This window comes from Yeguia hominis, from assembly GCF_014384705.1.
In the GTDB taxonomy this organism is placed as follows: domain Bacteria; phylum Bacillota; class Clostridia; order Oscillospirales; family Acutalibacteraceae; genus Yeguia; species Yeguia hominis.
On sequence record NZ_JACRSN010000020.1, the window covers coordinates 1 to 13708 of the forward strand.

The window sequence follows — 13708 nt, forward strand, 5'->3', positions numbered from 1 at the left end:
CCTTTGAATCCTTCTCTAAGGCGATTGCCGAGTATATTGATTATTACAATAACACCAGAATCCAAGCTAAAACAAAATGGATGCCTCCCTCTAAATTCAGGGAAGCATCCATGATGGAAGCTTAATTATTCATTTTTAAGCCGGTGTCCAGAAAACCGGGTACATATCAAATTTTTTATTCCAATCTGCTGCTTTTTTTGTTTTGTTCTGCGCGCACATTTGTGCGCATTATTTTTTGGAAAAGTCCGGGAAATTTCCGGGTTCATGTCCGCCATCCTCAAAGTAAATCTGATACCAGACGATGAAAATAAAGAGTGTCCAGATTCGGCGGCTGTAATCCTGCCGGTTGTGGTAATGCGTATCGAGGATTTTTACAAGCTCTTCAGTATTGAAAAACTTCTCTGCGATCTCAGATGTAAAGGCATCCTTCACGATCTGATAATACTTTTCATCACGCAGCCAGACGCGCGTCGGAACCGGAAATCCGAGCTTTTCTTTCTGCGCGGTTGCCTGCGGCAAATGGCGCATGGCGGCTTCACGCATGGCGTATTTGGTGTTCTTTTTGTTGACGCGCAGGCGGGTTGGAAGCGTCGAGGCAACCTTGAAGACCTCTTTGTCGAGGAACGGCACACGCAGTTCCAATGAGTTTGCCATGCTCATTCGATCCGCTTTGAGCAGAATATCGCCGACCATCCACATGTTGATATCGAGATACTGCATCCGCGTAACCTCGTCCATATCGCTGACTTTGTCGTAATACTTTTTGGTCAACTCCTGCGGGCGGGTGGCATATTGCGGCTCTTTCAAAAGCTTTTGCTTTTCTCCGTAACCAAACATCTTCGCATTTCCGATGAACTTCTCATTGGTCGGAAGCTCTCCGCGCGTGACAAAACTCTGGCCGCGGAAATGGAACGGCACCTTTTGCACCAGCTTGCGCATCGCGGTACGCAGCCACTGCGGCAAAATTTTCTGATACAGATGGAAAACGCGCGGTTCGTTGTAAATCTGATATCCGCCGAAAAGCTCATCCGCGCCTTCGCCGGAAAGAACGACCTTTACATACTCGCTTGCAAGCTTCGAAACAAAATACAGCGCAATGCAGGAGGGATCCGCCAGCGGCTGATCCATATGATACTGCACTTTTTTGATATTTCCCCAGAATTCGTCCGAAGAAATCACCTTATAGTGGTGATCCACGCCGATATGCTCGGAAAGGCGTTTTGCCCAGTCGATTTCGTTATATTTTTCTCCAAAGTCAAATCCAACCGTAAAGGTTTTTTGATCCGCAAAATAGGTGGAGACATAACTCGAATCCACGCCGCTTGAAAGGAAGCATCCAACTTCCACATCGGAAATTTTGTGCGCACTGACCGACTCCTCAAATACCTTCTCAATCCGGTTGACCGCTTCCTCTTCCGTAAGCGTTTCATCCGGATGGAAGAGCGGATCCCAGTAGCGGTGTGTGGTAATTTTGCCGTCGCGATACCACAGATAGTGCGCCGGCATCAGGCAGTAAACGCCCTCAAAAAAGGTCTCCGGCGGCACGGCGTACTGAAAGGAAAGATAATTATTGAGGGTATTCATGTTAAATTTTTTCTCAAAGCCGGGAAACTGCAAAATACTTTTGATTTCGGATCCATACACAAAGTGATCGCCGACCGTCGTATAATGCATCGGTTTGATTCCAAAGAAATCCCGCGCCAGGAAAAGCGAATGGTCTTTTGTATTCCAGATTGCAAACCCGAACATGCCGCGCAGGCGGTTTAAAAGCCCCTCCTGCCACTCTTCAAACCCGTGAATCAGAACTTCCGAATCCGTATTGGTGGTAAACACATGTCCCTTTTCTAGCAGCTCCGCGCGTAAGTCCTTGTAATTATAGATTTCCCCGTTAAACGTGAGCACCAGCGTATGGTCTTCGTTGTAAATCGGCTGATCGCCGGTTTGTGCGATATCGATGATGCTCAGCCGACGGAACCCCATCGAAACCGCGTCATCCGTATAAAAGCCGCTGCTGTCCGGTCCGCGGTGCGTGATCACCTCGGTCATATTTTTCAAAACTTCATCCCGGTTGAGAATCTCACCGGTAAAGCCGCATACTCCACACATAAACTTCTACTCCTCTGCTTTACTGATCCCTGTTCAGGACGCACTCTGATCCCGGTATGCGGTCAGAAGCTCCTGCGCAAGTTTACGATCTCCCTTTAAGAACCCAGCGCCTTCCCGGAATTGTAAGTCTTTGAGGACCGCACACGCTTGATCGTAGGCAGCCAGACGCGTACCCTGATAAATCGGTTCTTTCGCGTTCGGGCGATAAATTGCAAAGTCAACGGACTCTGCGTCCGCAGAACGAAAATACGCCTTGATGCCCTTGGTCTCCCATTTTTTCTCCAAAACACTGGTGATGGCAAGCTTGACCATTTCCATCGCGACGTCATCCAGTCCGGCCTCAAACAAAAGGATTTTTTCTTTCATTTCCGTTAGGGTTCCTACCGCGCGCTTTTTAACATCGCGGGTCGCCGCCGGAATTTCCTTGTTTAGTTTCGCAAGCGCATCTCCACGCGGAGAAATACAGACCATAAACCGTCTTGCCCGGTCATGGTAAAGACAAGGATACGCCAGCTGCGCCAGATAGCCGCAGGAAGGGCATTTCCAGTTAAACAGCGTTTCGTTGAGAATCCGAACGCGGAGCTCGGCATCGGTATCCGCCGTTACCGCAGACCACATCGGCGTTTTTTTCAGTGCGCCGCAATGCGGACAGCTGATTTCGCGATTCACGCAAGTGGACATCGTAAAAGCCTCCATTGTTATAGTTTGCCGCTATAGGGATTCTGCTGCAAAGCAGGCATTTTCAAAAACACAGGACTTTGCCGCAAATGCGCGGCATAAAAGGCCGCATGGTCTGCGGACCTGTCAAAATCGAATTACAAAGCAGCCCGAATGGTACCGCCGCCGATCAGTTCATCGCCTTGATAAAATACCACACTCTGACCGGGCGTCACAGAACGCTGCGGTTCTGTAAAGTCCACGCGGACTTGTCCATCTTTGTAGGGCGTTACCATTGCAGGCGCCGCCGGCGCCTGATACCGGATTTTCGCTGTGACCGAAATTGGCCCTGAAAGCCGGTCAAACGGCAGAAAATTCAGCATATCCGCAAGCAATGCAGCTCGGTACTGACTGCCTTCTTTTCCCAAAACGACCCGGTTATGCTGCGCATCAATTTCCGTAACATAACGCGGCTCCGGAAAGCTCAGGCCAATTCCTTTCCGCTGCCCGATCGTATAATAGGGAATGCCTTTGTGGCGTCCGAGCACTGCGCCGGTTTCATCGACAAAATCGCCGGACTTCATCGGCTGGCCGGTATAGGATTCTAAAAACTCGGCATAACGCTGCCCTTTTACAAAACAGATATCCTGGCTGTCCGGTTTTTTCGCAACCGGAAGGCCTGCCTCTTCGGCAATTTTTCTGACCTCCGGTTTTGTATAAGGAAACAGCGGCATCAGCGTGTGCGCAAGCTGGTACTGGGAAAGGAAATAAAGCACATAGCTCTGGTCTTTTCCGTTCGGAGACCGCCGCAGTGTCCAGCGTCCGGCATCATTTTGCCGGATTTCCGCGTAATGACCGGTCGCCACATAATCATAGCCATGTTCCCGCGCATACGCAAGCATCGCGCCGAATTTCAAGTTTTGATTGCAGAAAATACAGGGATTTGGCGTCCGCCCGGCAAGATATTCGGAAACAAACCGATCCACTACGGTTTTTTCAAATAATTCCGTAAAATCGAGCGCCAGATGTTCGATGCCAATCCGCGCGGCAACTGCCCGTGCGTCCGCAAGATCCGCTGACGACGCACAGCCCCCTGGGGCATTCCCCATCAGCGCAGCAGACCGCATCTGCAGGGTGACGCCTGTCACTTCATATCCATCGCGCTGTAATACAAGCGCTGCGGCGGAACTGTCCACTCCGCCGCTCATTCCCAATAACACTTTTTTCATGAATGCGCTCAATCCAGAATTACAGAAGCCCGCCTGGCCGCTTTTGCATTTCTGGTTACTTTCTAATAGAATCCGGTTTTAAAGTTCTTATGCCCAGGGGATCACTTCGTCGTCCGCATCGTCCGCCGCCTCTTTGGGAGACTCTTGCGTCTCCTCGGAAGCAGAAGACGCGTCTGTTTCGGCATCTTCGGACTCTTCTGCAGCTTCTGTCGCATCGCCATCCAGAACGTCTTCTTCCGGCGTCAATTCGCTCATCGGCTCATACGGATCCTCTTCGGCCGGAACCGGACATCCGACATCGTCTGCACCTGCAAGCGGATCCTCATCCTCTTTCAAAACAGCATCCGGCGCCAACAATTCTGTCAAGCGCTGTCCCGCCCGGGCGAGCCGTTTATTTGCGCGGTCGGCAAGTTCGCAATAAAGCTCTGTATCTCCGTTTGTTTCATCGCGCAGGTTCTGATAGTAATACTTTCCGAGCGCAATATAAGCTCTTTCCGCGTTTTGTTCCTCAGCCTTGATCACAATCTTTACGCGGTTAATCAAAGCAGCCTTGCGGTTTCTCTCCACTACCGATTTAAAAGCATTGGAAACAGATCCGCCAATCGTATCAAAAAAGCTCATAAAACCCTCCATACTCTGGCAGCTTGTTATTTTGAAAAATACGCTTTTGCTGCCCGGAAAGCGTATCATCCGTAGGATTATTTTTATTATATCGCAAACCGGAATAAATTAACAGGCCTTTTTTTACAATTCATAAAACGCTCATAATTTTTTGCTTTTCCCAGCACATCCGGCCGCAAAAAAGCCCGGCCGAAGCCGGGCTTTTTATGATTCGCGCTTTCGAGCGTTCCTTTTATGCAAAGGGATTTTCAGAAGGATACAGCATACCCTTCGGCTGGTTAAACGCAATATCGCCGATTCCGAGATACCTAAAGAGCGAGAAGAGCGCCTTGCCATAGTGACCGAATGCAACCGCGCCATGGTGCGGATAGCGTTTTTCCACCAGAACATGGCGATAGAAGCGGCCCATCTCCGGAATTGCAAAGATTCCAATTCCGCCGAAAGAGTGCGGTGCAACCGGAAGAACTTCGCCCTGCGCAATATAAGCGGTCAGACGGGCATCGGCTGTTCCCTGCAGACGATAGAACGTAATATCGCCCGGAATAATATCGCCTTCCAGCGTTCCGCGCGTAAAGTTCGGCTCTGCGCCGCCTTCCTGCAGACGGTTCATAATCAACTGGTAATTCAGCTTGCATCCGTCATTGAGCTTGCAGGCCGGAGTATTGCCGCAGTGGAAGCCCATAAAGGTATCCGAAAGCTGATAATTGTACTTGCCCTGGATTTCCGACTGATACAGGTTTGCCGGAACTGTATTGTTGATATCAAGCAGCGTCACCGCGTCGCCGGTGATGCAGGCGCCGATATACTCGCTCAGCGCACCGTAAATATCAACTTCGCAGGCCACCGGAATTCCGCGTGCGGTCAGGCGGCTGTTGACATAGCAGGGCTCAAATCCGAACTGCTCCGGAAAAGCCGGCCAACATTTATTGGCAAAGGCAACGTGTTCGCTGGCGCCGCGGTTCTTTTCCACCCAATCCAGAAGCGTCAGTTCATACTGCGCAAGACGCGTCAGGAAATCCGGATACTGGTTTCCGCTTCCCAGTTCCTGCGCCATATCTTTGACGACATCCGGAATCCGGGGATCGCCTTCGTGTGCTTTATAGGAAACGAGCAGATCCAATTCCGAATTCTCCTGCACTTCGATCCCGAGATCATAGAGCGGTTTAATCGGCGCATTGCAGGCAAAGAAATCATAAGGGCGCGGTCCGAACGTGAAGATTTTGAAAGACCGCAGGCCAAGAATGGCGCGGGCAACCGGAACGAATTCCGCAATCCGAACAGCGGCTTCTTCTGCTGTGCAGATCGGTTCTTCCGGAATAAAGGCCTTCGCATGGCGCAGTCCCAGATTGTAGGAACAGTTCAGCATGCCGCAATATGCATCTCCGCGTCCGCTGATCAGATTGTTGTCTGCTTCCTCTGCAGAAGCGATGTACATGATCGGTCCGTCAAAATACCGCGGAATCATGGTTTCCGGAATTTCCGGACCAAAGTTGCCGAGCAGAACGACCAGTGCATTACATCCGGCGTCCGAAGCCTCTTTGACCGCGCTGAGCATATCCGTCTCATTTTCGACGGTATGCATTACTTCGCTGATACATCCTCCCGCAGCTTTCACCTGCTCCACGATTGCTTTTCTGCGACGTTCAGAAAGCGAAATCACAAAACAGTCGCGGCTGACGGCGATAATACCAAGTTTTACCTTTGGAATATTGTCCATAACAGAATCCTCCCTCATACAAATTTGTACGGACATCTTTTACTAGTTTATCATATACCAGAACTTGTGAAAAAGCAATAGAAAATCCGGGATTATTTTCGGTATCTCGGCAGAGAATAGAAAAAAAGAATGAGAGAAGGCGATTTGTCTTGAAAAATGTGTTGGTGCTTTCAACCGGTGGAACCATCGTCTCCGAACCGGAAACCGGCGGTCTTGCGCCGCAGGCGGATTCCGCAGAATTATTCCGGGCGTTGGAACCGTTGTCAAACCGATTTTCGATTACGCACCGGCAGATTCTGAATCTCGACAGCTCAAACATCCAGCCCGAAGAATGGATTCTGATTGCAAAGGAAATTGAGCGTGCACTTCCAAACTACGATGGCATTGTCGTGACCCATGGGACCGACACGATGGCCTATACCAGCGCCGCCGTCACCTTTATGCTGCGGAATCTGCACAAAAGCGTGGTATTCACCGGATCGCAAATTCCGCTTGCCTCTCCGCTGAGCGACGGACGCACCAATCTTGCAACTGCGTTTGCAGCCGTCGAAGCAGGTATCCCGGGCGTTAACCTTGCCTTCCATTACAAACTTATCAGCGGCTGCCGCGCTGTAAAAGTCCGCTCCATGGGTCTCGATGCGTTTGCAAGCGTAAACTATCCCTATCGCGGGCGGATTTATGCGGACGGCGTTGCAATTGAGGACTTTGCGCAGAAGGACCGGCACCCGGATGCCAAAACCACGCTCGAGGCTGCACTCTGCAGCGCCGTATTTCTGCTGAAACTGTTCCCCGGAACCGACCCGCGTATTTTGGATTTGCTGCCGAAGCTGCATTGCAGGGGTCTTGTCCTCGAAACCTTTGGCGCCGGCGGACTGCATATTGCCCGGCGAGATCTCGTCGAGGGAATCCAAGCCCTTGTCGAGCGTGGCGTGGCCGTCGTCGTATGCAGCCAATGCCTCTACGATTGGAGCGATATTTCCATCTATCGCGTCGGAAAAGCGCTCGCCGACGCGGGCGTCATCGAGGGGCGGGATATGACAACGGAAGCTGCGGTAACCAAGCTGATGTGGGCACTCGGGAAAACCACGGATATTGCGGAAGTCCGAAAAATTTTCGCAACAGATTACGCAGGCGAAATTACGCTATAGGCGCAGAAAATCTTGTTTTTCAGAAGGTTGCGTACTATAATAAAATCACTTTCAGAAAACCGCGCATACGGCTGCTCTGCCTATGCAGATTCGATCATGGAAAGGTGTGTATGTTTGTGATTCGTCTGACCTTCTGGGGACAGGCAGGATTCTGCCTGGAATATTCCAGCTCCCGCCTGATCACGGATCCCTGTTTGAGCGATTATGTTGATCGCACGTGTTCTACAGAATCCGTCGTCTGGAAGCGCGCCTATGCGCCTCCCTGTACGCTTGCCGACCTTCGGCCGGATCTGATTCTGATTTCCCATGGCCATGGCGATCACCTCGACCCATGGACACTCTCTCCCTATTATCAGGCCGGCGGTACTGCCCGCATTGCAGTGCCTGCACCGGTCTCGGAACAGGCGCTTGCCTGTTCCGTTCCGGATTCGGCTTTGATTGCTGCCAAAGCGGAAGAAGCCTTCACGGAAGGTTCGTTTACCGTTTTGCCGATTCCGTGCGCGCATACCGATCTGCACACGGATGAAAACGGAAACTATCAGGAACTTTCCTATCTCATTTCCTGTGGCGGCAAACGAATCTTTTTCGGCGGAGACTTAAGTCTTTATGACGGCCTGACTGAACGCCTTGCCGAACTGCACCCGGACATTATGTTGCTTCCGGTAAACGGCCGGGATTACTATCTTACTGCAGCAAATATTATCGGAAACACGAATTGCCGGGAAGCCGCCGAGCTCGCAAAACGCTGCAAGGCCGCCTGCTTGATTCCGATGCACCACGATCTTTACGCCATCAACGGCTGCAGAGAGAACTGGGTTCGGGAAGCTGCTGCCGACGCCGGCGTTCCGGTCAGAATCCTCCGCTGCGGCGAACACATTGCGTTTTTTTGAGAAATCCAGGCACGCCGCATAGTCTTTTTCCACCAAAAAATGCCCTCCCATGCTGGGAGGGCATTTTTGATTCCAGGCCCAAAATTCGCATGCAAAAATTTGTTAAAGCCGGAATTTTCAGACCGATTTGGCGTTTGCAAGCAGATACCGTTCTGCTTCCGGGCACCACAGACCGTTATGCCGCGAGACAATTTCATCCAGCGCTGCAAACAGCGGATCGGTTTTTCCGCATTCTGCAAAATCGGCAATTGCCGTGAGCGGAAGCTCGATGTGCGTATAAATCAGCTTCTTTCCGCCCGGGATCTTCGGCAGTGTCTTTGTGGTTTCCGGCACGCAGTTGAGTCCGCCGATGTGCGTAATCATAGAGGACGGATTGATCTTGCCTTCCGACATCATGGACAACGCTTCAATCAGGTCGTCATTGTTTCCGCCGCTGTTGCCCGCAACGTGCGTAAAGAGATAATGCACATTGTAGAAGTTGAATTCCGCGGAGAACTGCGGATTGGTCGGGCCGGCGAAGAAATTGAGGCAGCCGTCCTGGCCGAGGATAGCGCTTCCCTGCTCTACAACCGGCTTGACCGGCGCATAGACATACACGTCGTCATATCCGCCGTCTGCCAGTGCACGCAGTTCTGCGACAGGATCCGCATATTTTGAAGTATCGGTATAGACCAGCTTCACGCCGTTTTTGGCCGCTTCCTCCGGCGTATAGATTGACGCTGCGCGGGAAAGCCGGGCTTCATCGATGTCCGTCACCACAAGCAGAGACGGTCGACGGTCGCAGTGGATCGCATAATCAATCGCACCGAGGCCCATCGGGCCTGCTCCGGCGAGCAGTGCCATTTTGCCGCCTTCTTTGATGCCCATCTGGTGGACATAGCTGCCGGGTGCAGTGTGATAGTTTACATGGAATCCGCCGATGATGCAGCTGACCGGCTCCCCGAGCGAACCGCAATAATACGCTTCGCCGGTATATTTGAGCAGGCATCCGCGCTCCATAAATGCAGCAGGAATCACGACATAGGTCGCGTCGCCGCCGATATACGGGAAGGAATATCCCGGAGCTGCATGGACATTTTCCGGCAGGTTGATCGCCGGCTGGATGGCAAATTTATCGCCGGGTGCATAATCGTTTTCCCAGCGTTTGCCGACCTTCAGAATTTCGCCGCAGAATTCATGTCCAATAATGACCGGGTGCTCTGCAACGTCCGCCGGGACGCGCTTGTGCGCAGCGCCCTGGACGCAGGCCTTATAAGAGGACATGCAGATACTGTCGGAAACGACTTTTGCTAAAATTTCGTCGTCCTGCATCTCCGGCAGGTCAAATTCCTCAAGCCGCAAATCATTTGCACCGTAAATCCGAACTGCTTTCGTTTTCAATGGAACCATCCTTTCTCTCTTTCCGAGTTATACACCGAGCTTGCTCTTGCGGAGCAGTTCCATGCTGGTGAAATTCTGTGTGGTTGTGTAGCCCGGAAGCGGGAGGATTTTCTCATGAATTGCGTCGAGAATCCATTCCGGCTGCGGGAAGAACTCGTGGTCGAATTCAAACGCCGGCGTAATCCAGTTTTTCGCACCGACAACCACCGGAGGTGCATCGAGATAATCAAAGGCAAGCTGCGTGATGTTTTCTGCCATATCGTTGAGAATATTTCCGCGCGTGCAGGCGTCGCTTGCCAGCACAATCCGGCCGGTCTTCTTCACGGATTCGACAACCTTTTCATAGTTAAACGGCACAATGCTGCGCGCGTCGATAATTTCCGCAGAAATTCCGTATTTCTCCTGAAGCTGATCCGCTGCCTTGATTGCCGTATACAGGGTAGAACCAATGGTCAGGATCGTAATGTCCTTCCCCTCTCTGCGGATTGCAGGCTCGCCAAACGGAACCTCGTAGGACTCCTTCGGCACGCCGTCCTTTACGAAACGCTCGCCCATATCATAAATACGCTGGCTCTCAAAGAACACCACCGGATCGGTTCCGTTGAGCGCTGCCGTCATTAGGCCCTTTGCATCATACGGCGTCGCCGGGAAAACAACCTTAAGACCCGGAATATGTGCGCAGAGCGCTGTCCAGTCCTGAGAATGCTGCGCGCCGTATTTGGAACCAACGGAAACACGCAAAACAACCGGCATTTTCAGGCCGCCCGCACTCATCGACTGCCATTTTGCAAGCTGGTTGAAGATTTCATCTCCGGCGCAGCCGATAAAGTCGCAATACATCAGCTCGACGATTGCACGGCCGCCCGCCATTCCGTATCCAACTGCCGTTCCGACAATCGCAGATTCGGAAATCGGCGCATTAAAGAGCCGATGATGCGGAAGCGCTTCGGTCAATCCGCGGTATACCGCAAACGCGCCGCCCCAATCACGCACATCCTCACCGTAAGAAATCAGGGTCGGATCGGTATAGTATTTATCAAAGATTGCTTCGAACAGGCCGTCGCGGATATTATAAAGCTTCAGCTTCGGAATTTCCTTGCCCTTCTCATCGTACGCGTACCGCGCGAGCGTCTGGATTTTCTTATAGCGCGGATTTTCCTCTTTTGGATGGTTGACCTCGCAGGGACGGTCGTCCATCTTCTCCACTTTCTGATTGGAGAACATGAATTTCTCGATGAAGTCCGGATGTTTTTTATAATCCGTGTACGGCGCAACCTCGAGATCAGAAGCCAGCATAAACATTCTCTTATTGCGGTCAATTGCCTTATCGTGGATTGCGTCGACTTCTTCCTGCGTCGCCACGCCGGCGTCGACAATCTGCTTCGGGAAGACCGTCAGCGGGTCGTACTGCTGCCATGCCTCAAGCTCCTCGTTGGTACGGTAGGACATTGCGTCGGAGGTGGAGTGTCCGGTGAAGCGATACGTCACCATATCGAGCAGAACCGGGCCGTTTCCTGCCTTGATGTCCGCGATCTTTCTGCGGTATGCATCGATAACAGCCAGCGGATTCCAGCCGTTGACACGTTCTGCATTCATCTGATTTTCGGAGATGCAGCCCAAACGCACCAGATCGCCGTATGCCATGGTCTCGCCCTTGGTCTGACCGCCCATGCCGTAGTGGTTGTTGCTGAAATTGAAGATCACCGGCAAACCGCCCCGATAGCCATCTTCCCAAAGTTTTGTGAACTGCTGCATGGCAGCAAAGTTCATGGCCTCAAAAACCGGGCCGCGCGCAGCAGAACCGTCTCCCAGGTTCGCGACGACGACGCCGTCTTTTTTATTGCACTTTTTGTAAAGCGCCGCGCCGGTTGCAATCGGGCCGGAACCGCCGACGATTGCATTGTTCGGGAAAATTCCGAACGGCAGGAAGAATGCATGCATCGAGCCGCCCAGTCCGCGGGAGAACCCGCAGTCCTTCGCAAACAGTTCGCTCATAATTCCGAAAATGAAGAAGTCTTCCGCCTGCTCTTTGACGGTCTTTTCGCCGGAATATTTTTGGATAATGCCATAGTTGACGCCATCGTTAAAGCTCTTCATGATTTCAATGAGCTTCTCATCCGGCAGCTTCTTAATGGCGGAAAGGCCTTTTGCGATGACTTCGTGGTGGCTGCGGTGGCTGCCGAAGATCAGATCATCCACGCCGAGTGAAAAGGCTTCGCCGACTGCGGTCGCTTCCTGGCCTGCCGCAAGATGCGCCGGACCGGGATATGTAAATTCCTTATCATTGTAGTTGCCCTTTTGCTTGATGGTCATCAGCATGGTTTCAAATTCCCGAATGGAAACCATATCCTCATACATGCCGAGGAGCTCTTCTTTTGTAAAATTCTCTTTTTCTTCCGCCACTGTCTTGTTGTAATGGCAGACCGGAATGTCTTGCAGAACGATTTCGCGTTTTTCAAAGTTCTTTTCCGGATCGATGAACAGTGATTTTGGCATAATGATATCCTCTTTTCTTTCCTAGTTCATGGGTCCGGCGGCAAAACATCTGAATTTGCCGCCGCCTGCCCGGATTGCCTGTCAGTCAATTTCAAACAGCGCTTCGCGAATCACTTCGCAAACCGTCGGATGCGGGAACACGATTTCCTTCAGATCTGCGATCCGCATTTCCGTTTCGATCATCATGGCGGCGCCATAGATGCTCTCAGAAGGATATCCACCGATCATATGCACACCCAGCACCCGATGGTACCGTTTGTCATATACGATCTTGCAGATTCCGTTTCCGCCTTCATTTTCCGCAATATAGCGGCCGGACGCGCGCATTGTCATCTTGACAACCCCGACATCATATCCTTTTTTCTGTGCCGATGCCTCGGTTTCTCCGACACTCGCGACTTCAGGATTGGTATAAATTACGCCCGGAATTGCACAGTAGCGCATGCGATCCGGTTTTCCGAGCATGGTGTTGACTGCAACTTCTCCTTCGCGGTATGCCGTATGTGCAAGCATGGAAACGCCGTTGACATCGCCCGCCGCATAGACGCCGGAAATATTGGTCCGCATCTGCTCGTCGGTTTTAATTGCGCCGCGTTCCAAATAGACGCCCAGATTTTCAAGGCCGTATCCGGTTGTCACCGCCCGGCGTCCGATGGAGCAAAGCACCACATCCGCCGCAGCTTCTGCTTTGGCACCGTTTTCCTCATAGAGCACTTTTCCCTGCTCCACGCCGGTCACTTTGCAGCCGAGTTTGAAGGCCACGCCTTTTTTCTGGTAGGCCTCCAGCAGAAGTTTGGAAATTTCCCGATCCGTCTCCCCGGCAATATGGTCCAGCATTTCGATCACCGTGACCTCGCTGCCGGCCGAATTGAAATAGGACGCCATTTCCAGACCGATGACACCGCCGCCGATGACAACAAGCTTTTTGGACAGTTCGTTCAAATCGAAGATTTCATGATTGGTTACGACAAAGCCCGCTGCAAGTCCTTCCCGCAGACCGGGAATCGGCGGAACCACCGCAGTAGAACCGGTCGCAATCAGCAGGTTTTTCGCAAGATACGTTTCCTCGCCGGCTTTCACTTCGATACCGGATTCGGTTTTCCCGAGGATTTCTCCGCCGCAGGAAAGCACCTTTACGCCAGCGCGCTTCATTTTTCCGGCAACGCCGGTAACAAGCGTTTTGACAACCTTCTTTTTCCGCGCAACGACTTTTACGTGATCAAGCACAACATTTTCTGCGGTTACGCCGTACTGCTCGCTGTGGCGCGCGTGGTCGTACATTTTCGCGGAGTTGAGCAGGGTTTTCGAAGGAATGCAGCCTTCATTCAGGCAGACGCCGCCGAGCGCATTTTTTTCAATCAGCAGGGTCTTCAGCCCGCCGTGCGCTGCGCGTTCCGCCGCATTATATCCCGCCGGGCCGCCGCCCAGCACAATCAGATCATATTGTTCCATTTTGCTGCCTCC

General features: G+C 52.0%; 11 protein-coding genes. 3 read left to right on the forward strand and 8 right to left on the reverse strand.

What is annotated here, in order from left to right; genetic code table 11:
- Window positions 1-125: IS3 family transposase (locus tag IAG03_RS14595; RefSeq protein WP_430472459.1), on the forward strand; the 125-nt coding region annotated here is incomplete at its 5' end.
- A gap of 103 nt (window positions 126-228) precedes the next feature.
- On the opposite strand, the gene asnB is transcribed toward IAG03_RS14595, so the two are convergent.
- From asnB to IAG03_RS11660, 5 genes are all read right to left on the reverse strand, one after another.
- Entirely contained in the window at window positions 229-2106 is a 1878-nt protein-coding gene (gene asnB / locus IAG03_RS11640; RefSeq protein WP_249320203.1) for an asparagine synthase (glutamine-hydrolyzing), read from the reverse strand.
- Window positions 2107-2139: 33 nt separating this feature from the next.
- Window positions 2140-2787 (reverse strand): CpXC domain-containing protein, encoded by a 648-nt coding sequence (locus IAG03_RS11645; RefSeq protein WP_249320204.1) that lies wholly within the window; start codon window positions 2785-2787, stop codon window positions 2140-2142.
- Between the two features lie 134 nt (window positions 2788-2921).
- Window positions 2922-3992, reverse strand: a complete 1071-nt coding sequence (mnmA, locus tag IAG03_RS11650; RefSeq protein WP_249320205.1) for a tRNA 2-thiouridine(34) synthase MnmA — start codon at window positions 3990-3992, stop codon at window positions 2922-2924.
- An 87-nt stretch (window positions 3993-4079) separates the two neighbouring features.
- A complete protein-coding gene (locus IAG03_RS11655) occupies window positions 4080-4613 on the reverse strand; it encodes a hypothetical protein (RefSeq protein ID WP_249320206.1) in 534 nt (177 codons plus the stop codon).
- A gap of 232 nt (window positions 4614-4845) precedes the next feature.
- Window positions 4846-6330 carry an L-fucose/L-arabinose isomerase family protein gene (locus tag IAG03_RS11660; protein WP_249320207.1) on the reverse strand — a complete coding sequence of 495 codons (1485 nt, stop codon included), beginning with the start codon at window positions 6328-6330 and terminating at the stop codon, window positions 4846-4848.
- 158 nt (window positions 6331-6488) lie between these two features.
- Here IAG03_RS11660 and IAG03_RS11665 point away from each other — a divergent pair, with 158 nt between their 5' ends.
- The gene (locus IAG03_RS11665) at window positions 6489-7478 is read left to right on the forward strand and encodes an asparaginase (RefSeq protein WP_346726143.1); all 990 of its coding nucleotides are present in this window, start codon (window positions 6489-6491) and stop codon (window positions 7476-7478) included.
- 110 nt (window positions 7479-7588) lie between these two features.
- The gene (locus IAG03_RS11670) at window positions 7589-8368 is read left to right on the forward strand and encodes an MBL fold metallo-hydrolase (RefSeq protein WP_249320209.1); all 780 of its coding nucleotides are present in this window, start codon (window positions 7589-7591) and stop codon (window positions 8366-8368) included.
- 117 nt (window positions 8369-8485) lie between these two features.
- Here IAG03_RS11670 and IAG03_RS11675 read toward each other — a convergent pair whose 3' ends face one another.
- The 3 genes from IAG03_RS11675 to lpdA form a co-directional block, all read right to left on the reverse strand.
- On the reverse strand, window positions 8486-9748 hold the full coding sequence (locus IAG03_RS11675; protein WP_249320210.1) for a zinc-binding dehydrogenase: 1263 nt from the start codon (window positions 9746-9748) through the stop codon (window positions 8486-8488).
- A 27-nt stretch (window positions 9749-9775) separates the two neighbouring features.
- Complete coding sequence (locus tag IAG03_RS11680) at window positions 9776-12244, reverse strand: alpha-ketoacid dehydrogenase subunit alpha/beta (protein ID WP_249320211.1); 2469 nt, start codon at window positions 12242-12244, stop codon at window positions 9776-9778.
- An 81-nt stretch (window positions 12245-12325) separates the two neighbouring features.
- Entirely contained in the window at window positions 12326-13696 is a 1371-nt protein-coding gene (gene lpdA, locus IAG03_RS11685; RefSeq protein ID WP_249320212.1) for a dihydrolipoyl dehydrogenase, read from the reverse strand.
- Between the last annotated feature and the right edge of the window lie 12 nt (window positions 13697-13708).

What these genes read in the sequence shown, in the direction of transcription:
- IAG03_RS11660 (WP_249320207.1), bottom strand. Translation starts at nt 6,330, where the DNA reads ATGGACAATATTCCAAAGGTAAAACTTGGTATTATCGCCGTCAGCCGC.
- IAG03_RS11645 (WP_249320204.1), bottom strand. Translation starts at nt 2,787, where the DNA reads ATGTCCACTTGCGTGAATCGCGAAATCAGCTGTCCGCATTGCGGCGCA.
- mnmA (WP_249320205.1), bottom strand. Translation starts at nt 3,992, where the DNA reads ATGAAAAAAGTGTTATTGGGAATGAGCGGCGGAGTGGACAGTTCCGCC.
- IAG03_RS11655 (WP_249320206.1), bottom strand. Translation starts at nt 4,613, where the DNA reads ATGAGCTTTTTTGATACGATTGGCGGATCTGTTTCCAATGCTTTTAAA.
- asnB (WP_249320203.1), bottom strand. Translation starts at nt 2,106, where the DNA reads ATGTGTGGAGTATGCGGCTTTACCGGTGAGATTCTCAACCGGGATGAA.
- IAG03_RS11670 (WP_249320209.1), top strand. Translation starts at nt 7,589, where the DNA reads ATGTTTGTGATTCGTCTGACCTTCTGGGGACAGGCAGGATTCTGCCTG.
- IAG03_RS11680 (WP_249320211.1), bottom strand. Translation starts at nt 12,244, where the DNA reads ATGCCAAAATCACTGTTCATCGATCCGGAAAAGAACTTTGAAAAACGC.
- lpdA (WP_249320212.1), bottom strand. Translation starts at nt 13,696, where the DNA reads ATGGAACAATATGATCTGATTGTGCTGGGCGGCGGCCCGGCGGGATAT.